This window comes from Pseudomonas sp. PAMC 29040 (assembly GCF_003994535.1).
In the GTDB taxonomy this organism is placed as follows: Bacteria; Pseudomonadota; Gammaproteobacteria; order Pseudomonadales; family Pseudomonadaceae; genus Aquipseudomonas; species Aquipseudomonas paraversuta.
This window is the reverse complement of record NZ_RZAA01000003.1, coordinates 401,619-421,728: the sequence shown is the minus strand read 5'-3', so window position 1 is coordinate 421,728 and position 20,110 is coordinate 401,619. Positions and strand designations below refer to the sequence as shown.

Here is a 20,110-nt window from a genome sequence, read left to right as displayed (position 1 = left end):
TCAGGCAACCGTCAAGGCAGACAGCACCAGGTCACAACTGCGCTGGGCATAGCGGCTCAGAACCTCGCGAATCTGCGGCAAATCACGCGCCACTACGGCTTCGAGCAACTGCGCGAAGAGTTCCAGGTATTCGCTCATTTCAGCCTTGCGCTGATCCAGCGCCAGGTAATAGGCACGGCTCATGGCCGGATGCAGGTTTTCAACGGTTTCCTGCAAATACGGGTTGTCGGCAAACGGAAACGCCGCACGCATCACATTGAAACTGTCTTCGACAAATGCACTGATGTCCTGACGCTCGTAGCTGGCGACCAGACGCTGCTGAATCTGCAGGAAAGGCCCCAGATCAGCCTGTACCGCCCAGCGGCGGGCCACGGCGTTGCCCAGCAGAATGTACATCTCGCTCATCAGCGTGCACAGGCTCTGCACCTTGTGCGCAGTGAGCTCGGTGACATGGGCGCCGCGCCGCGGGAGGATGGCGATCAGGTGCCGGCGCTCGAGAATCAGCAACGCTTCGCGCACAGAACCGCGACTGACGTTAAGTGCCAGAGTCACTTTCTGCTCTTGAATGCGCTCCCCAGGCTTGAGCTCGCCCCGAATGATGCGTTCGGCGAGGTGGTGAGCGATTTGCTCGGCGAGGCTATCCGGCGCCTTGAACGTCATGTTTTACCTTCAAAATCTTCGATCAGTACAAGCGGCGCAGTGTAACTCACTTGCCCGGTGCTAGCGGAGTGCCGCAAACCCTGAATTTGGCACGAAATAAGCAAATAAATTCCCGTTATTTAAATCACCGGGACAGTCGAGCCTAATTTCTTGACCTGAGAGTCAGCTTTAGCTAGATTCAGTCCATCCCGCTCTATAACAATAATGATTTTGCGAGGCCTTCCGTGATCCAGTTCCTACTCAACCAGACGCTGCGCTGCGAGCATGCGCTGGACCCGAACATGACCGTGCTTGAATACTTGCGCGAGCACCTGCACAAACCCGGCACCAAGGAAGGGTGCGCCAGCGGCGACTGCGGTGCCTGCACTGTGGTGGTGGGTGAGTTGCATAGCGACGATACAGGCACCCGGAGCCTGCGCTATCGCAGTATCAATTCGTGCCTGACCTTTGTTTCGACCTTGCACGGTAAGCAACTGATCAGCGTTGAAGACCTCAAACACCAGGGCCAGCTGCACAGCGTGCAACGGGCAATGGTCGACTGCCATGGTTCACAGTGCGGTTTCTGCACCCCGGGCTTCGTGATGTCGCTGTTCGCCCTGCAAAAGAACAGCACCGGCCTCCATGATGGTCATCAGGCGCACGAAGCGCTGGCCGGCAACCTGTGTCGCTGTACCGGTTACCGCCCCATCCTGGCCGCCGCCGAGCAGGCCTGCAACGCAGAGCGGGGCGATCAGTTCGATGCGCAACAGAGCCAGACCATCGCTCAACTCGAAGCCATTGCCCCGACCCAGACCGCAGAACTGAACAGCGGCGACAAACGCTGCCTGCTGCCCTTGACCATCAGCGATCTGGCTCAGCTATATGAGTCGCACCCCCAGGCCCGCCTGCTGGCCGGAGGGACCGATCTGGCCCTGGAAGTCACCCAGTTTCATCGCCCGTTACCGGTCATGATCTATGTCGGCAACGTGGCCGAAATGAAACTGATCGAACGCTTTGAGGACCGCCTTGAAATCGGGGCTGCCGTTTCACTGACTGACGCCTACAGCACGCTCAAGGCTGAATACCCGGACTTCGGCGAACTGCTGCAACGCTTCGCGTCCTTGCAAATCCGCAATCAGGGCACCCTTGGCGGCAATATTGGCAACGCCTCGCCCATTGGTGACACGCCTCCACTACTGATCGCTCTCGGTGCACAGTTGGTGCTGTGCAAAGGGGAAGCCCGGCGCACCCTGGCGATTGAGGATTACTTCATCGACTACCGGGTGACGGCTCGTCAGGAAGGCGAGTTTATCGAGAAAATTGTCATCCCTCGCGCCAGCCAGAGTCATACCTTTCGCGCCTATAAAGTATCCAAGCGCCTGGATGACGACATCAGTGCCGTGTGCGCGGCCTTCAACCTGCATATCGACAACGGCCTGGTGGTTGAGGCACGGGTCGCCTATGGCGGGATGGCTGCCATCTCCAAACGGGCCAAAGCCTGTGAAGATGCCCTGCTCGGCGCCCCCTGGAACCCGTCGACCCTTGAGCGGGCCTGTGCGGCACTGGCTGAAGACTTCACCCCGCTGTCCGACTTTCGCGCCAGCAAGGAATACCGCCTGCTGAGCGCGCAAAACCTGCTGCGCAAATTTTTCATCGAGCAGCAAACGCCACACCTTGAGACGCGGGTAACAGCATATGTCTAATCATCACAAGATTGAGCCAACCCAGGCCGAGTTGACCGCCCTCTTCCGGCAAGACCTGAAGACCGGCGTTGGCCGCAGTGTCAAACATGACAGTGCCGAGAAGCACGTTTCGGGTGAAGCACAGTACATCGATGACCGACTTGAGTTTCCCAATCAGCTACATCTTTACGCGCGCTTGTCCGACCGGGCTCACGCCAGAATCATTCGCGTCGATACAGCGCCCTGCTATGGCTTTGACGGAGTGCGCCTGGCAATCACCCATGAGGATATTCCCGGCCTCAAGGACATTGGTCCGCTGCTGCCCGGCGACCCGTTGCTGGCCATCGACAAGGTGGAATTTGTTGGCCAGCCGGTACTGGTAGTGGCCGCAAAGGACCTGGATACCGCCCGCAAGGCCGCAATGGCGGCGATTATCGAGTATGAGGACCTGGAGCCGGTGCTCGATGTGGTGCAGGCCCTGCGCAACAAGCACTTCGTGCTCGAAAGCCACACCCATCAACGCGGCGACTCGAGCGGTGCACTGGCCCGGGCCACTCACCGCTTGCAGGGCAGCCTGCATATCGGCGGGCAAGAACACTTTTATCTCGAAACCCAGATCTCCTCGGTAATGCCTACCGAAGATGGCGGCATGATTGTTTACTGCTCGACGCAAAATCCGACCGAAGTGCAGAAACTGGTCGCCGAAGTCCTTGATGTATCAATGAACAAAATCGTCGTCGACATGCGGCGCATGGGCGGAGGCTTTGGCGGCAAGGAGACCCAGGCGGCCAGCCCCGCCTGCCTGTGCGCGGTAGTCGCGCGCCTGACCGGCCAGCCGAGCAAAATGCGTTTGCCACGGGTCGAAGACATGCTGATGACCGGCAAGCGCCATCCGTTCTATATCGAATACGACGTCGGCTTCGATGCCAGGGGCCAATTGCAAGGCATTCAGCTGGACCTGGCCGGTAACTGCGGGTGCTCGCCGGACCTGTCCAATTCCATCGTCGACCGCGCCATGTTCCATGCCGACAACGCCTATTACCTGGGCGACGCAACGATCAATGGCCATCGCTGCAAAACCAACACCGCTTCAAACACCGCCTATCGCGGTTTTGGCGGGCCCCAAGGGATGGTTGCCATCGAAGAGGTCATGGACCGTATCGCCCGCCACCTGGCCCTCGATCCGCTGGCCGTGCGCAAGGCCAACTACTACGGCAAGACTGAACGCAACGTGACCCACTATTACCAGACCGTGGAGCACAACCTGCTGGAGGAAATGACCGCAGATCTCGAGGCAAGCAGCCAGTATTACGAGCGACGCGAAGCGATCAAGGCGTTTAACGCCAGCAGTCCGGTGCTGAAAAAAGGCCTGGCACTGACCCCGGTTAAATTCGGTATTTCCTTTACCGCCAGTTTTCTCAACCAGGCCGGGGCACTGATCCATATCTACACTGACGGCAGCATCCACCTCAACCACGGTGGTACCGAGATGGGTCAGGGCTTGAACATCAAGGTGGCCCAGGTGGTGGCCGAGGTGTTTCAAGTGGAGATCAGTCGCGTGCAAATCACCGCGACCAACACTGACAAGGTGCCAAACACCTCGCCGACTGCCGCCTCCAGCGGTGCCGACCTGAATGGCAAGGCCGCGCAAAACGCTGCTGAAATCATCAAGCAACGGCTGATCGAGTTTGCAGCCGGCAAGTATCAGGTCGAGCCGCAGGATGTGATGTTTCACAATGGCCAGGTCCGCGTTGGCGAGCAGATCATCAGCTTTGAAACCCTGATCCAGCAGGCGTATTTCGGCCAGGTCTCACTGTCGAGCACCGGCTACTACAAAACACCAAAGATCTTTTATGACCGCACCCAGGCACGCGGAAGGCCGTTTTACTACTTTGCCTTTGGCGCCGCCTGCGCCGAAGTCATAGTCGACACCCTGACCGGCGAATACAAGATGTTGCGCACAGACATCCTCCACGACGTGGGCGCCTCCCTGAACCCGGCCATTGATATTGGCCAGGTCGAAGGCGGCTACATCCAGGGCGCCGGCTGGCTGACCATGGAAGAACTGGTGTGGAATGCCAAAGGCAAACTCATGACCAGCGGCCCGGCCAGCTACAAGATTCCGGCCGTGGCGGACATGCCCCTGGACCTGCGGGTAACCCTGGTGGAGAACCGCAAGAACCCGGAAGACACGGTGTTCCACTCCAAGGCCGTAGGCGAGCCACCGTTCATGCTCGGCATCGCCGCCTGGTGTGCGATCAAGGATGCAGTCGCCAGCCTCGCCGATTATCGCCTGCAACCCGAGATCGACGCGCCGGCAACACCGGAGCGGGTGTTGTGGGGGTGTGAGCAAATGCGTAAAGCAGCCCGGGAGAAACCGTATGAATAACTGGATCAGCGCCCTGGCCGACCTGCAGCTACAAGGCGAACCTTGCGTCCTGGTGACCATTATCGAGGAGCAAGGCTCGACCCCGCGCAATGCCGGCTCGAAGATGGTAATCAGTGCCGCGCAGACCTTCGACACCATCGGCGGCGGTCATCTGGAATACAAGGCGATGGAGATTGCCCGCCAGATGCTCGACAGCGGCAAGCACGACACCCATCTGCAGCGGTTCAGCCTGGGCGCCAGCCTGGGCCAATGTTGTGGCGGCGTAACCCTGTTGCTGTTCGAGCCCATGGGCCAGGTGCAGGCCCAGATCGCCGTCTTTGGCGCCGGCCATGTGGCGCGTGCACTGGTGCCGCTGCTTGCCGGCCTGCCGTGCCGGGTGCGCTGGATCGACTCGCGGGAACAGGAATTCCCGACGCAAATACCTGCAGGCGTGCGAAAAATCGTCACCGATGAACCCGTCGACGAGGTGGATGCGCTGCCAACAGGTTGCTACTGCATCGTCATGACGCATAATCACGCCCTGGACCTGGAACTCAGCGCCGCCTTGCTCAAACGTAACGACTTTACCTACTTCGGTTTGATTGGTTCCCAAACCAAGCGCGTGAAGTTCGAGCATCGCCTGCGCGACCGCGGTTTCAGCCCGCAACATTTGCAGCGCTTGCGCTGCCCGATGGGCTTGAGCGAAGTCAAAGGCAAACTGCCTGTGGAAATCGCCATATCCATCGCCGGCGAAATCATCGCCACCTATAACGCCCACTTTGGCCAGCACACGGCCAGTGGCAACACCGCGTCATCTGAACCCATTAAACAATTGCTGCCGTCTTCACGACGCAGCCATGCCACGCACCGAGAATTGTCATGACCTGTAAAGCCTATCGCGCCGCCATCCTGCACAGCATTGCCGACCCCGCCGAAGTCGGCATCGAAGCCTCCTATGAGTATTTCGAAGATGGCCTGCTGGTGGTCGACAACGGCCTGATCAAAGCCGTCGGAGCAGCCAGCGAGCTGCTTGCGACACTGACCGCCGATACCGAGATCACGGAATACACCGATGCGCTGATCACGCCCGGTTTTATCGACACCCATATCCACTTCCCGCAAACCGGGATGATCGGTGCCTACGGCGAGCAGTTGCTCGACTGGCTCAACACCTACACTTTCCCGTGCGAAAACCAGTTTGCCGATAAAGCCCATGCCGACGAAGTGGCAGGCATTTTCCTCAAGGAACTGCTGCGCAACGGCACCACCACGGCCCTGGTATTTGGCAGCGTGCATCCGCAATCAGTGGATGCCCTGTTCGAAGCCGCCCAGGGTCTGGACCTGCGTTTGATTGCCGGCAAAGTGATGATGGACCGTAACGCGCCGGAGTATCTGACCGACACCGCCGAAACCGGCTACAGCGAAAGCAAGGCACTGATCGAGCGCTGGCACGGCAAGGGCCGCCTGCATTACGCGGTGACCCCACGCTTCGCGCCGACCAGTACGCCAGAGCAATTAACCCTGGCGGGCAAGTTGTTGGGTGAATACCCGGATCTGTATCTGCACACCCATATCAGCGAGAACCTTCAAGAAATTGAGTGGGTAAAGTCGCTGTTCCCGGAGCGTAAAGGCTATCTGGACGTGTACGACCACTACCAACTGCTGGGAGAGCGCTCGGTATTTGCCCATGGCGTGCATTTGTGTGACGAGGAATGCGCCCGACTGGCTGAAACCGGCTCGGCAGTGGCTTTCTGCCCGACGTCCAACCTGTTCCTTGGCAGCGGCCTGTTCAACTTGCCGATGGCAGAGAAGCATAAGCTCAATGTCGGGCTGGGCACGGATGTGGGTGCAGGCACTAGTTTCTCGCTGCTCAACACCCTGAACGAAGCCTACAAGGTCATGCAACTGCAGGGTGCACGCCTCGATCCGTTCAAGTCGTTGTATCTGGCCACCCTGGGCGGCGCGCGGGCCCTGCGTCTGGAAGACCGTATCGGCAACCTGCAAGCGGGCAGCGATGCGGACTTTGTGGTCCTGGACTACAACGCCACACCGTTGATGAGCTATCGCCTCAAGCAGTCGAAAAACATTGCCGAAACATTGTTTGTATTGATGACCCTGGGCGATGACCGCACCGTGCAACAGACCTATGCAGCGGGCAATCTGGTGCATCAGCGCTAAACCTGAATACACCGCTACCTTGTGGGAGCCGGCTTGCCGGCGATGACATCGCGAGCAGGCTCGCTCCTTCAGGAATCGATGGCGGGTTTACAGCTTGGCTGCAGGCCGGGGGCTTTTGCCCTTGGTTTGCAGCAAGTGCGAGAACACCGCATGCAAATCGTCCGAGGCGCTCTCTTCGTCAAGGTTGAGTTTGCTGTCGATGTGATCCATGTGGTGCATCATCAGGTCTACAGCCAGCGCGGCATCACGCGCTTCAATCGCATCGATCAATTGCATGTGCTCGTCGTAGGAGCAGTGCGAGCGGTTGCCGCTCTCGTATTGGGCAATAATCAGTGACGTTTGCGACACCAGGCTGCGCTGGAAGCTGATCAGGGGCGCATTTTTGGCAGCCTCTGCCAGTTTCAGGTGAAACTCGCCTGACAAGCGGATCCCGGCCCCGCGATCGCCCCGCGAAAAGCTGTCACGCTCGTCTTCCACCATTTTGCGCAACTGCGCCAGATCCTCAGCACAGGCATGCACCACAGCCAGTTCGGTGATGGCCTTTTCTACCAGCCGCCGGGCAAAAAACACCTGACGCGCTTCCTCAATACTGGGGCTGGCCACCACCGCACCACGGTTTGGCCGCAGCAATACGACCCCTTCGTGGGCCAGACGCGACAAGGCACGACGAATGATGGTACGGCTCACCCCAAAGATTTCACCCAGCGCTTCTTCACTCAGCTTGGTTCCAGGCGCCAGACGCTGTTCGAGAATCGCCTCGAAAATATGCGCGTAGACGATATCGTCCTGGGTTCCACTGCGGCCGGCCTTGCCTGCGCGGGATTGTTTCTTGAGAGGCTGCAACTGTTCGTTCATGGGCACTCGTGTGGGAAAGCGGCGGCGAATTAGACGTTACCTCAGTACGGTAACGGGCGTCGCTGGCAAAGAATTAATGCATAAAATCAGGGCGCATTGTACACAAGCCAGAGTGCCAGTACGACTGTACGGTCATTTGCGATCCCGGCTGTATCGCAATGACAGGTTAGCTTTGCGTTTAGGCTTGCGTGCTGTCAGAACTCTCTTCAAGAACAAGGAATTGCGCACCATGTCCGACGCCCCTCTGCCGCGGTTACATCCGCTGTCCGACACCTCGCCTTCAGCCGTGGTCGCAGGCTTTATCGCAATGATGACCGGCTACACCAGTTCCCTGGTGCTGATGTTTCAGGCCGGCCAGGCAGCAGGCCTGAGCAGCGGACAGATTTCCTCGTGGATATGGGCCTTGTCAATTGGCATGGCTGTTTGCAGCATAGGATTGTCATTGCGTTACCGCACCCCCATCACCATCGCCTGGTCTACGCCCGGGGCCGCGCTGCTGATCACCAGCCTCGGTGGCGTCAGCTATGGCGAGGCTATCGGCGCCTACATCACCTGTGCACTGCTGGTCATTATCTGCGGCATGACCGGCAGCTTCGAGCGCCTGGTCAAACGTATCCCCGGGTCACTGGCAGCGGCTTTACTGGCGGGCATCCTGTTCAAGATCGGTAGCGAGATCTTCGTCGCGGCACAACATCGCACCGGGCTGGTGGTCGGGATGCTGGTCACTTACCTGATCGTCAAGCGCCTGTTGCCGCGCTATGCCGTGCTCGCGGCCCTGATGATCGGCACCTTGATCTCGGGCTTGCTTGGACTCCTGGATTTCAGCGGTTTCGCCCTGGAAGTCGCGGTCCCGGTATGGACTACACCCTCGTTCTCGATAGCCGCGACCATCAGTATCGGTATCCCGCTGTTTGTGGTGGCCATGACCTCCCAGAACATGCCGGGCATCGCCGTGCTGCGGGCCGATGGTTACAACGTCCCCGCTTCGCCGCTGATCACCACCACCGGTGTCGCCTCGCTGCTGCTCGCACCCTTCGGTTCCCACGGGATTAACCTGGCCGCGATCAGTGCCGCCATATGCACAGGCCCCCATGCCCACGAAGACCCTGAAAAACGCTATACGGCCGCAATGTGGTGCGGCATTTTCTACGGTATTGCCGGGACCTTTGGTGCAACGCTGGCGGCGCTGTTCGCAGCCTTCCCCAAAGAATTGGTACTGTCGATTGCAGCACTGGCCCTGTTCGGCTCCATCAGCAATGGCCTGACCATCGCCATGGCTGAATCGAAAGAACGCGAAGCCGCACTCATCACCTTTATGGTCACAGCGTCCGGAATGACCCTGTTCTCGATTGGCTCGGCCTTCTGGGGAATTGTCGCGGGCGTGTTGACCTTGATCATCCTGAACTGGAAAGCGCGCTGACCGGCAATGCAACTCTATAGGAGCCGGGCTCGCTGGCGATGCTGAGGTAAGGAGCTCGCAAGCAAGCCCGACTCCTGCACAATTGGTTGGCGCTCGCTCAAATCGCCAACGCTCCGCCGTCCACGGCCAGGGCGTGGCCCGTGGTAAAGGCTGCACCGTCAGAGCATAAATACAGCACCGCACTGGCCACCTCTTGCACTGTGCCTATACGCCCCACGGGATGAATTGCCGCTGCATACTCAGCCTTTTTCGGATCTGCCTCATAGGCACGGCGAAACATGTCGGTATCAATAACCGCCGGGCATACCGCGTTCACCCGAACCCCCTTCTTTGCATATTCAATGGCCGCTGACTTGGTCAAACCAATCACTGCATGCTTGGATGCCGAATAAATACTCATCTTCGGAGCCGCCCCCAGCCCCGCCACCGACGCGGTATTGACGATTGCACCGCCGCCCTGGGCCAGCAGCAGCGGCAACTGATACTTCATGCACAACCAGACACCTTTGACGTTAACCCCCATGATCGCGTCAAACTCATCCTGTGTACCCTCTGCCAGACGCCCCTGTTCAATCTCGATCCCGGCATTATTGAAGGCATAGTCCAGGCGGCCGTAAGTGCTGATGGTCTGCGCCATCAAGTGTTTTACCTCGGCTTCGAGGGTCACATTGCAGGGTACGAACACGGATGTGCCGCCCGCAGCCCTGATGAGCTCAACCGTGCCTTCACCGCTGGCAACATTCAGATCGGCCACTACGACTTTCAAACCCTCTGCGGCAAAGGCCAGCGCGGTTGCCCGGCCAATACCGGCCCCTGCCCCCGTGACAACCACCACCTGCCCGGAAAAGCTCATGCTCATTATTTTTGTCCTCGAAGGGGAAAAGCTGTGCAGAGTGTAGGCACGCACACAGATCAGCCCCTTATTTATCGAAATGATAAATCCCTGCCCACCACAATCACTCAAGGTGATGAAAAAGCATTCGTGAGCCGAGATTCACTTGCTGGGCCAGGCAAGAAGGGCTATCAACAGTCTTTGTCTTTTAGCTGAGTGCAGACCATGACCGCCGAGACCAACCGCCAGTTTCTTCTTGCCAAACGCCCCGTCGGCGCCGCAACACGGGACACCTTCAGCTTTCAGCAAGTGCCTGTGGCCAAGCCGGGCGCAGGCCAGATAGTGGTCAGGAATCAATACCTGTCGCTCGATCCGGCCATGCGCGGCTGGATGAACGAAGGCAAATCCTATATTCCGCCGGTCGGTTTGGGCGAAGTGATGCGCGCCCTGGGTGTCGGTCAGGTGATTGCCTCCGAACATCCCGGTTTTGCAGTCGGTGACTATGTGAACGGTGCGCTGGGGGTGCAGGACTACTTCGTGGGCGAACCCCGGGGCTTCTACAAAGTCGATCCGAAACTCGCACCTTTGCCAGTGTATTTATCAGCACTGGGGATGACCGGGATGACCGCCTATTTCGCCTTGCTCGAAGTCGGCGCACCTAAAGCGGGTGACACCGTCGTGATTTCCGGCGCCGCCGGTGCGGTCGGCAGCATTGCCGGGCAAATCGCCAAACTCAAAGGCTGCCGCGTGGTGGGTATTGCCGGGGGCAAACAGAAATGCGAGTTACTGATTGAAGAGCTGGGCTTTGACGGGGCTATCGACTACAAGAGCGAAGACGTCATCGCAGGTCTTAAGCGCGAATGTCCTAAAGGGGTCGATGTGTTTTTCGACAACGTCGGCGGCGATATTCTCGATGCAGTACTTAGCCGCCTGAACTTTAAAGCCCGCGTAGTGATTTGTGGCGCCATCAGCCAGTACAACAACAAGGAAGCCGTAAAAGGGCCGGCCAATTATCTGTCGCTACTGGTGAATCGCGCACGCATGGAAGGGTTTGTGGTGATGGACTATGCCGACCGCTATGCAGCAGCAGGGCAAGAAATGGCCGGATGGCTGGCCAAAGGTCAACTCAAAAGCAAGGAGCATATTGTTGAAGGGCTGGAAACATTTCCCGAAACCCTGATGAAACTGTTCAGCGGGGAAAACTTCGGCAAGTTGATCTTGAAGGTCTGACCCGGCACTTGATCATTGTGCCCCCCCCCTGAAGTGGCAACGGCCTGACCGCGAGAGCATCGCAGGCAAGCCGTTGTTACAGAATCAGTATTAATTAGCGCGCAGTCAGGCCAGCTCGGCGACCACCGCAGCCAGAGCTTTGGCCGGGTCCGCAGCCTGGCTGATCGGGCGGCCGATTACCAGATAGTCAGAGCCTGCATCCAGCGCCTGGCGCGGGGTCAGAATACGGCGCTGATCATCCTGGGCGCTGCCTGCAGGACGAATCCCCGGGGTCACCAGTTTTAGCGCTGGATGCGCAGCCTTGAGCGCTTGCGCTTCCAGTGCCGAGCAGACCAGACCATCCATACCGGCCTTCTGGGCCAAGGCAGCCAGCCGCAGTACCTGCTCTTGAGGCTCGATGTCCAGGCCAATCCCGGCCAGGTCTTCGCGCTCCATGCTGGTCAGCACTGTCACACCAATCAGCAGCGGTTGCGGGCCGGTACGCTTGTCGAGCACTTCACGGCACGCGGCCATCATCCGCATCCCGCCCGAGCAGTGAACGTTCACCATCCACACGCCCATTTCGGCGGCAGCTTTAACCGCCATTGCTGTGGTATTGGGAATATCGTGGAATTTGAGATCCAGAAACACCTCAAAACCCTTGTCACGCAAAGTGCCGACAATTTCCGCAGCACAGCTGGTAAACAGCTCTTTGCCCACTTTCACCCGGCACAGCTTCGGGTCCAACTGATCAGCCAGTTTCAGTGCGGCGTCACGCGTTGGGAAATCCAGGGCGACGATAATAGGAGTCTGGCAGTCGGACATTAGCGGGTTCTCAGGCTGGTCGAAATCGGCGCGCATTGTAGCGGAACCAGCCGCTTACCGGCACCCGATGATCGCAATTTCACAATTTTAGTCATCTAAAGAGTTATAAGACCCGCAGCGGATTAACCGGCCTACAATGAAACCACTGCGTAGTCACAGACTCAAAAGGACAGACTGCAACCCGCTTTGCGAACGCCTTGCACAGCGGTTCACTCAACAAGGAGAACACTATGCCCTGGTATGCCTGGTTAATTCTGATCGTAGCTATCGGCGCCATCGTTGGCGCGCTGATGACTTTACGTGAAACCGCCAACAAAGTTGAACTGACCGATGAACAGCGTAAACGTGTAGCCGAACGTAACGCCGAGATGGATGAGAAAGAGTCGAAGGACCGCTGAGACAGTCTGACTATGTTTACCCAGCCCATGGGCTGGGTTGTCGACTACAAATATCTACCTGCCTTGGAATGAAACACCTGTACATCTCCCTGGAGCCCAAGGCTATGATGCTTGATTGCATAAGAGACAGCAGCCATGCGGTACTCCCCAGGTCATAAAGCCCAAACCCACAAACGCATCATCAAAGAAGCATCCGGGCTCTTCCGGCGAGACGGGATTGGCGCCACGGGGCTACAACCCCTCATGAAATCCCTGGGCCTCACCCACGGTGGCTTTTATGCCCACTTTTCGTCGAAAAACGAACTGGTAGAAAAAGCCCTGCAGCATGCGGCTGATGAAGTGGACACCATCTGCGAACAACTATTCAGCCAGCCGCAGCCACTCAATGCATTCATCGACACTTACTTGTCCCAATGGCACGTCACTTCTCCCCATGAAGGCTGCCCGCTACCAACCATGTCCGCTGAAATGGCCCAACAAGGGCTTCCCAGCACCACCACGGACTACGTAATCAACGCCCGACTTGAACAGATTGAGGGCGCCCTTGAGGAGCCGGATGCTCAAGACCGGAGCATTGTGATACTTGCAACACTGGTTGGGGCTCTGGTCCTGTCTCGCGGAGCCCAAAGCGATGCACTCAGAGAGAAGATTCTTGCAGTAACGCGTAATGCATTGAAGCAATCAGATCAGCAGGCTTGAACACCAGACGTAAAAAGGCCAGTCAATGACTGGCCTTTTTACTTTCCACCGGCTGGCTTAGTTCACCGCGACCTTATCGCGATTTCTGTCATAAATGGCCTTGCCTATCCCGGTCACTTCCAGCAGTTCATCTGCCGAGGCGAAGTTCCCGTTGGCCTCACGGTAAGCCACTATGGCCCTGGCTTTGGCGGCCCCGACACCAGAGAGTTCACGCTGGAGTGTCGCCTCATCTGCAGTGTTGAGGTTGACCGTTACCAGCTGTGCTTCTGGCTCAGCATGGGCACTTACAGTCGGCTTGGGTACCTCCGCCTGGGGCGCAGCATGAGCTACGCCGGAAATACCCACCATCAGGGCCAAAAACATCGAAGACAGAAAGCTAATACGCATAAGTGACACTCCTTTACATCGTTAAGTAGAAACAGCTTTCCTGAGCTGTACTCCAAACGTAGGTGATGGAAGCAGAGTGTCAAAAATCACTGCGTTGCAGAGTATGTAGTCATAACAACTCTGAGCGACGTTGTTGATGGATCCAGTCGACAATTTCGCCCTCGGGGGCATAACCACTGACCGTATCGCGCAATAGCTGCCGTACCAGCGGATAGTCGTCCTGATCCACCGCTTCAAGCAATTGTCTCAGCCGCTGCTTGAGTTCATCCCAGGGCAACATGTCTTCATTGGCACTCATGATCATCGGGTGCCGGGTCGCTACTACGTTGTCACCAATCAGCAACTCTTCGTAAAGCTTTTCGCCCGGGCGCAGGCCCGTGAATTCGATTTCGATGTCGCCATGCAGATTCTTCTCTGAGCGAACACTGAGGCCGGAAAGGTGAATCATTTTTTCGGCCAGCTCGACAATGCGCACAGGCTCGCCCATATCGAGCACAAACACATCACCGCCCTGCCCCATGGAACCAGCTTGAATCACCAGCTGTGCGGCCTCCGGGATAGTCATGAAGTAGCGGGTAATCTTGGGATGAGTCACAGTCAGTGGCCCGCCGGCTTTGATCTGTTTGTGAAACAGCGGAATGACCGATCCCGAAGAGCCCAGTACATTGCCAAAGCGAACCATGGTGAAGCGGGTTTTATTAACCCGCGAAACATTAGCTGCATCGCCAAACAGTACAGGCGCCACTTCTCGACTGAGCGCCTGAAGCGTCATCTCGGCCAGGCGCTTGGTGCTGCCCATCACATTGGTCGGACGTACAGCCTTGTCAGTAGAAATCAGCACAAAGTTCGCAACCCCGGACTGTAAAGCAGCCTGGGCCGTATTGAGCGTGCCAATAACGTTATTCAGTACGCCTTCAGCAATGTTGTGCTCAACCATTGGGACATGCTTGTACGCGGCAGCGTGATACACAGTATCGACACCCCAAGTCTTCATGACCTCCAGCAGTTTGTGCGCATTACGCACCGAGCCCAGAATCGGTAATACCCTCACCGACAGTGACTCACGAGTAACCCGTTGCTCAAGTTCGGAACAAATGCTGTAAAGATTGAATTCGCTGTGTTCAAACAGCAGCAACGTCGTAGGCCGAAGTGCCAGGATCTGCCGACACAGCTCTGAACCAATAGAGCCGCCCGCCCCGGTCACCAGTACGCACTGACCTTTAATGCAGTGCTCCAGCAACTCCCCTTGGGCAGGTACCGCATCACGCCCCAGCAAATCGGCAATATCCACTTCCTGGATATCGTCGACCTTGACCCGGCCGCTGGCCAGATCCATGAAACCTGGAACGCTGCGCACATGAAGCGGGAAGCCTTCAAGCAGACCCAGAATTTCCCGACGGCGACCGCGGGACGAAGAAGGGATTGCCAACAAGAGTTCTTGTGCACCTGTCCGATCAATCATCTGCTGCATGTTTTCAGGCTTGAACACCTGCAAACCGGAGATAACACGATCAGAGATGCTTTCGTCATCATCGATGAAAGCTACAGGCCGCATGATTCTGCCCATGCGCAGGGCCGCGACCAGCTGATTACCCGCAGCGCCGGCACCGTATATGGCAACACGGGGCAAGCCGTCGTCCCGGCTGGTAAAGGGAACGTGCTGAGCAGCAGAGAACCAGTCACCCAGGAAGTATTGCCGCATGACCAGACGCAAACCGCCAAGCATGATAAGGCTCAGCCACCAGTAGTTGAAAATGATTGAGCGTGGCACAACATTTTCGTGATTGCTGTACCAGTACACCACTACCGCCAGAATCAATGAAGAAAGGCTGACGGCCTTGATGATCGCGATAAGCGCATCGTTACCGAAATAACGCATTACAGCGCGGTACATTCCGAAACGAAGAAATAGGGGGATGGCTATCAAAGGAGCACAGATAAATAACCACAGGTGTAACTTAACTGGGTTAACCATATCGTCCATGCCCAGACGCACGACAAAAGCGAGCCATAGTGCTATCCAAACGAGAAATACGTCTGTGGCTACTTGAAGAATCCGCTTTTGTCGACGTGAAAGGTTGAGTAAGTACGCTCGAATTTTATCCATAACCCTTTAAGCACCTATGCCGCTTTGAAAAACCATCAACACCCTATTGCTCATAAGGTCATACATTTATTGCAAGGTCAGACCTCACGCAAATGATGCTTCCTGAACAACCTCACTCAACACTTTGCAGGTCAAGTTAATTTCCGCCTCGGTCAGTGTTGGATGGACCAAGAACATCATGCTCGTTTCGCCCAGTTCTTTCGCATGCTCTAGCCGTTGCTCAGGTCGCCATCCAGTGTTGTCAAACGCCTTTTCAAGATAAACCTCAGAGCATGAACCAGAAAAGGCCGGCACGCCTCGAGAAATAATTTCATTCAGGATGCGATCTCGCGACCAGTCAGCCTTCAGCTGTTCGGGACGTACAAATACGTAACACTTATAGGCTGCATGAACATCATCGGCAGGCACCACTGGAACCCGAAGTGACGGTAACTGTCGAGCCGTTTCCCAAATACACATAGCATTTTTCAGGCGATCAGCTTGCCAGTCCTGCATGCGGCGCAATTGGATACGACCTATAACAGCCTGCACTTCAAGCATGCGCCAGTTAGTACCAAAGCTTTCATGCAGCCAACGGAAACCAGGGGCATGTTCACGCTCATAAACAGCCTCCCAACTCTTGCCGTGGTCTTTGTAAGCCCACATATCAGCCCAGAGTTGTCGATCATTAGTGGTGACCATTCCACCTTCGCCGCCGGTGGTCATGATTTTATCCTGACAGAATGACCAGGCACCTACATGGCCGATAGAACCGACCGGCCTGCCTTTGTAATGAGCACCGTGGGCCTGGGCACAATCTTCAATCACCTTTAGCCCATGCTCATTGGCCAACGTCATGATCGGATCCATATCACATGGCCAGCCGGCCAGATGAACGCAGATCAGCGCTTTGGTACGCGGAGTCAAAACTGCACGGATGGTTTCAGCCGTAAAGTTTTGCGAATCCAGGTCGACATCTGCGAAAACGGGTACCGCACCTGCATTGACGATGCTTGAAACCGAAGCAAGGAACGTACGAGAGGTAACTATCACCTCATCACCCGCTCCGATCCCGAGCGCTTTTAATGCCAGGTCAAGGGCTACAGTGCCATTGGCCAAAGCAATGGCGTACTCAGTACCTGACCAGGCAGCGAATTCTTTTTCGAAGGTGCGTGTTTCCTGACCGGTCCAGTAGTTGACCTTGTTGGATAATATAACATCGCGGACTGCGTCAGCCTCTTCTACTGTGAAGGAAGGCCAAGGAGAAAAAGATGTATTAAGCATAAAGGTGCTAGCCCCCAATTCAGTAGGTAAAGAATCCGCAACCCGTTTTACGACCCAATCGATTACCACGCACCATTTTCCGCATCAGCGGGTGAGCACGGTATTTCGGATCGCCCGTTTCATTGTGGAGTGTTTCCATGATTGAAAGGCACACATCCAGTCCGATCAAATCGGCTAATGCCAAAGGACCGATCGGGTGATTTGCCCCCAGACGCATTGCCTTATCGATTTCTTCAGCACTGGCAACGTCTTCGGCAAGAATACCAATCGCTTCGTTAACCATTGGAATCAACATGCGGTTGACAATAAAGCCAGGGGCTTCATTGACCAGCACTGGATCTTTACCCAACAGTGCAGCGAACGACAATGCCCAATCGAGCGAGGCTTGCGCGGTTGTCAAACCGGCAATCACTTCAGCCAACTTCATAACAGGAGCTGGGTTGAAGAAATGCAATCCAACTACGTTCTCTGGATACGGCGTTAACGCTGCCAGTGCGGTGATAGATAAGCTGGAGGTATTGGAGGCTAAGATAGTGTCAGCCTTACATACCATGGCAAGTTCCAGGAAAACAGTGCGCTTGGCATCAAACTCTTCTGATACTGCCTCGATAATGCAATGACAGTTTCGAAGATCATCAATACTCGAAACCACCTTTATTTTTTCAAGAAACCGCTGGTGCTCCTCTGGAGAGAGACGATTTTTTTTGACTAAGCTTAAAAATCTTGCCCCTACTTCATCTCTCGAAGCGTTTGTTGACTGTGGTGTACGGCCATACCACAAAACAGTTTCAATGCAGGCTGATCGTGCCAGCACTTGCACAATACCGCTACCCATCGTACCGGTACCCACGATTCCGATACATAAATTATCAGTTGGCATGACCATTATTGAACCTCATCTGCGGGTATGACTTTAAAGGCTTTGGCCGGATTACCAAAAAAAACAGTGTTTTGCTTTACGTTTTTGGTCAAAACACTGCCCATACCCAACATCGAACCGGTTTCCAAAACGAGTCCTTGACGGATACATGCTCCCGTTCCCACCTCAACAAGCGACTGAATATGAACATTTCCGGAAATGGCAACCATGGGAGCAATCGTCACAAAATCATCGAGAACTACATCATGACCGATAGTACCATTCAAATTAACAATAACATGGGCGCCAATTTTAATATCGACGGTACACACGGTACCGGCACAAATAATGCTGCCTGGGCCGACACTAACATCACCAGCAGAAGCAATCGCGGCCGGGTCAATGAGCGTGGCAAATTCTGGACAACCCATGCCTGTCATTTTTTTGAAAATTTTCTGCCTGACTCGTGGATTGCCAATTGCAATAATAAATTGGCAGTCACCATAACGTTCCCAGCCCTCGATTTTCCCGAGAACCTTGGCCGTCCCAAACGATGCGCCGAGAACGCTGTCATTATCGTCTAAAAAACCGGCAACCGTTACGCCCAGGCGGGAAGCAAGCCAATACACTTCTTTGGCAAAACCGCTAAAACCAATAATTATTAACTTTTTGGACGAATTCACAAAATCAAACCTCAGCAGTAATTAATGAATTGAATACGGAAACTTTCATCACACTCAAGATTTCCCACCTGTAAACCTGCTCATGGTCGCCTCTCCATCTGCACTTATACCATCCCTTACAATGACTTTTTTAACCGTAAGAAATAATATCTTAATATCTAAAAGCATGGTTCTATTATCAACGTACCACGTATCCAGCTTAAATTTATCTTCCCAACTCAACGAGTTTCGACCATTCACCTGCGCCCAGCCCGTTATTCCAGGGCGTACATCATGACGCCTGTACTGCTCGGGCGTATATAAAGGCAGGTACTCCATCAGCAACGGTCTAGGCCCTACCAGACTCATATCACCTTTAAGCACATTCCAAAGGCCTGGTAGTTCATCGAGACTGCTGGAGCGGAGAAAACTGCCAAATTTAGTCATGCGCAAATTGTCAGGCAGAGGTTTTCCAGAACTATCCACTGCATCTAGCATGGTTCTAAATTTAATCATTTCGAATGGTTTACCCTGTAAGCCCGGACGCAGTTGTTTAAAAAACACTGGCGAACCTAGTCTTTTTTTAACTAAAAAATAGACGACCAACATCACAGGTGATAAAACTACCAACCCTAGAAATGAAAGAACAATATCAAACAAACGTTTCATAAAAAGCCTCTACAAAGCGATGTAAATCCAGACATTCCCAGACCCTGGCATCCGATAAAAAAATTCAATTATATCAACGCCTACAAAATCCGACTTTTATTTAGACCCCTGAACATTAAGATTATTTAAATAAAAACAAAATAATAAATTTTAGAAAGTAACTTTCTTTTTTCCCTCGACGAAAAAGACGAGTCATATTTAATAACTTCAGCTTATCTAATAAGCCATTGCGCTCAATCAGCCCAACAATTTCAGCAGCGCTTTCTTTCGAACCGGACTTATCTGCAACCCACAAAACATTGTTACGGTACCATCCGCTTCGCAGCAGCTTTATTCTATTAACAAGTCCTTGAAAAGCGCTCATCGAACCATATACATTCGTTGCATGCTGCCGATAAAAAATATGGGCTTCACGGTCCAGGGCCCACTTGACTTCATTTACCCTGCAGATCGCATAAATAAGCCAATCATGCGATCTACCTTTAAAGGAATCAATAGTCAGTGTTCTGGATTTTATGAGAGCACAAACCTCTTGAGTAATGACGTAAGTACATCCCGCAGAAGCACCTTGAAAAAGGTAGTCAAAGTCCTTCTGAGCTTGACTTTTATCAATGTAACCAGCGCGCCTCATGACGTTATCATAGGAGACCAAATTTGAAGAATAGCCCCCGGCCCCCTCCAATGCCATACAATCCAATGCAGCACGTAGCTTGCCAGGAGACCAAATATCGTCTTGATCAGCAAAGCTGATATGAGTGAAATCCAAATAGTCTGAGAAGTGTATTAGCTTAAAAAAATTCCCAGCAGCAGAACCTGTGAACTCACCAAAATTATCGACTATTGTGATATTTTCATGCTTATCGGCATAAAGCCTTAACAGGCTGACTGTATTATCTGTGGAACCATCATCACGAACAAATAAGTGCCACTCTATATTTGCCTGGGCAATGATAGATATCAACTGTTCTTCCAAATACTTGCTACCATTATAGGTAGCCAGCAAAATAGCTATCTTCTCTTTCATAAATTACGCACCAAAATCAGGACTGGAACTACCA

Annotated in this window: 19 protein-coding genes; 8 read left to right on the top strand and 11 right to left on the bottom strand. The window is 54.7% G+C overall.

The window, feature by feature from the left end; genetic code table 11:
* Positions 1–660, bottom strand: coding sequence for a GntR family transcriptional regulator (locus WG29040_RS07275; protein WP_003447165.1), 660 nt, complete (start codon positions 658–660; stop codon positions 1–3).
* Between the two features lie 224 nt (positions 661–884).
* Here WG29040_RS07275 and xdhA point away from each other — a divergent pair, with 224 nt between their 5' ends.
* The 4 genes from xdhA to guaD are packed head-to-tail and all read left to right on the top strand — an operon-like array spanning position 885 to position 6,867.
* On the top strand, positions 885–2,342 hold the full coding sequence (xdhA, locus tag WG29040_RS07270; RefSeq protein WP_127195922.1) for a xanthine dehydrogenase small subunit: 1,458 nt from the start codon (positions 885–887) through the stop codon (positions 2,340–2,342).
* The gene (gene xdhB / locus WG29040_RS07265; RefSeq protein WP_127195921.1) at positions 2,335–4,710 is read left to right on the top strand and encodes a xanthine dehydrogenase molybdopterin binding subunit; all 2,376 of its coding nucleotides are present in this window, start codon (positions 2,335–2,337) and stop codon (positions 4,708–4,710) included. The genes xdhA and xdhB overlap by 8 nt, the downstream gene beginning before the upstream one ends.
* Positions 4,703–5,572 (top strand): xanthine dehydrogenase accessory protein XdhC, encoded by an 870-nt coding sequence (xdhC, locus tag WG29040_RS07260; RefSeq protein ID WP_127195920.1) that lies wholly within the window; start codon positions 4,703–4,705, stop codon positions 5,570–5,572. The genes xdhB and xdhC overlap by 8 nt, the downstream gene beginning before the upstream one ends.
* Complete coding sequence (gene guaD / locus WG29040_RS07255; protein WP_010656169.1) at positions 5,569–6,867, top strand: guanine deaminase; 1,299 nt, start codon at positions 5,569–5,571, stop codon at positions 6,865–6,867. Before xdhC ends, guaD begins: the two co-directional genes overlap by 4 nt.
* Positions 6,868–6,954: 87 nt before the next feature.
* On the opposite strand, the gene WG29040_RS07250 is transcribed toward guaD, so the two are convergent.
* The gene (locus WG29040_RS07250) at positions 6,955–7,722 is read right to left on the bottom strand and encodes a GntR family transcriptional regulator (protein WP_003447157.1); all 768 of its coding nucleotides are present in this window, start codon (positions 7,720–7,722) and stop codon (positions 6,955–6,957) included.
* 229 nt (positions 7,723–7,951) lie between these two features.
* Here WG29040_RS07250 and WG29040_RS07245 point away from each other — a divergent pair, with 229 nt between their 5' ends.
* A complete protein-coding gene (locus WG29040_RS07245) occupies positions 7,952–9,142 on the top strand; it encodes a benzoate/H(+) symporter BenE family transporter (protein ID WP_127195919.1) in 1,191 nt (396 codons plus the stop codon).
* Positions 9,143–9,239: 97 nt separating this feature from the next.
* On the opposite strand, the gene WG29040_RS07240 is transcribed toward WG29040_RS07245, so the two are convergent.
* Positions 9,240–10,001 carry an SDR family oxidoreductase gene (locus tag WG29040_RS07240; RefSeq protein ID WP_003447153.1) on the bottom strand — a complete coding sequence of 254 codons (762 nt, stop codon included), beginning with the start codon at positions 9,999–10,001 and terminating at the stop codon, positions 9,240–9,242.
* Positions 10,002–10,199: 198 nt separating this feature from the next.
* Here WG29040_RS07240 and WG29040_RS07235 point away from each other — a divergent pair, with 198 nt between their 5' ends.
* The gene (locus WG29040_RS07235) at positions 10,200–11,204 is read left to right on the top strand and encodes an NADP-dependent oxidoreductase (RefSeq protein ID WP_003447151.1); all 1,005 of its coding nucleotides are present in this window, start codon (positions 10,200–10,202) and stop codon (positions 11,202–11,204) included.
* 105 nt (positions 11,205–11,309) lie between these two features.
* Here the strand turns inward: WG29040_RS07235 and pyrF are convergent, their stop codons facing one another.
* Positions 11,310–12,008: an orotidine-5'-phosphate decarboxylase gene (pyrF, locus tag WG29040_RS07230; RefSeq protein WP_003447150.1), complete on the bottom strand. Its 699-nt coding sequence runs from the start codon at positions 12,006–12,008 to the stop codon at positions 11,310–11,312.
* A gap of 230 nt (positions 12,009–12,238) precedes the next feature.
* Between pyrF and WG29040_RS07225 the strand changes: the two genes are divergently transcribed.
* Positions 12,239–12,406: a DUF2897 family protein gene (locus WG29040_RS07225; RefSeq protein WP_003447148.1), complete on the top strand. Its 168-nt coding sequence runs from the start codon at positions 12,239–12,241 to the stop codon at positions 12,404–12,406.
* 135 nt (positions 12,407–12,541) lie between these two features.
* Positions 12,542–13,105 (top strand): TetR/AcrR family transcriptional regulator, encoded by a 564-nt coding sequence (locus WG29040_RS07220; RefSeq protein ID WP_010656170.1) that lies wholly within the window; start codon positions 12,542–12,544, stop codon positions 13,103–13,105.
* 57 nt (positions 13,106–13,162) lie between these two features.
* Here WG29040_RS07220 and WG29040_RS07215 read toward each other — a convergent pair whose 3' ends face one another.
* The 7 genes from WG29040_RS07215 to WG29040_RS07185 form a co-directional block, all read right to left on the bottom strand.
* Entirely contained in the window at positions 13,163–13,492 is a 330-nt protein-coding gene (locus WG29040_RS07215; protein WP_003447144.1) for a helix-hairpin-helix domain-containing protein, read from the bottom strand.
* Positions 13,493–13,601: 109 nt separating this feature from the next.
* Positions 13,602–15,599, bottom strand: a complete 1,998-nt coding sequence (locus WG29040_RS07210; RefSeq protein ID WP_127195918.1) for a nucleoside-diphosphate sugar epimerase/dehydratase — start codon at positions 15,597–15,599, stop codon at positions 13,602–13,604.
* Between the two features lie 84 nt (positions 15,600–15,683).
* The gene (locus WG29040_RS07205; RefSeq protein WP_127195959.1) at positions 15,684–16,862 is read right to left on the bottom strand and encodes a DegT/DnrJ/EryC1/StrS aminotransferase family protein; all 1,179 of its coding nucleotides are present in this window, start codon (positions 16,860–16,862) and stop codon (positions 15,684–15,686) included.
* A gap of 19 nt (positions 16,863–16,881) precedes the next feature.
* Positions 16,882–17,748 carry a 3-hydroxyacyl-CoA dehydrogenase family protein gene (locus tag WG29040_RS07200; RefSeq protein WP_256681533.1) on the bottom strand — a complete coding sequence of 289 codons (867 nt, stop codon included), beginning with the start codon at positions 17,746–17,748 and terminating at the stop codon, positions 16,882–16,884.
* Positions 17,748–18,404, bottom strand: a complete 657-nt coding sequence (locus tag WG29040_RS07195; RefSeq protein WP_127195917.1) for an acetyltransferase — start codon at positions 18,402–18,404, stop codon at positions 17,748–17,750. The genes WG29040_RS07200 and WG29040_RS07195 overlap by 1 nt, the downstream gene beginning before the upstream one ends.
* Positions 18,405–18,458: 54 nt before the next feature.
* Positions 18,459–19,052, bottom strand: coding sequence for a sugar transferase (locus WG29040_RS07190; RefSeq protein WP_127195916.1), 594 nt, complete (start codon positions 19,050–19,052; stop codon positions 18,459–18,461).
* Positions 19,053–19,173: 121 nt separating this feature from the next.
* Entirely contained in the window at positions 19,174–20,076 is a 903-nt protein-coding gene (locus WG29040_RS07185; RefSeq protein ID WP_127195915.1) for a glycosyltransferase, read from the bottom strand.
* Positions 20,077–20,110 lie beyond the last annotated feature (34 nt).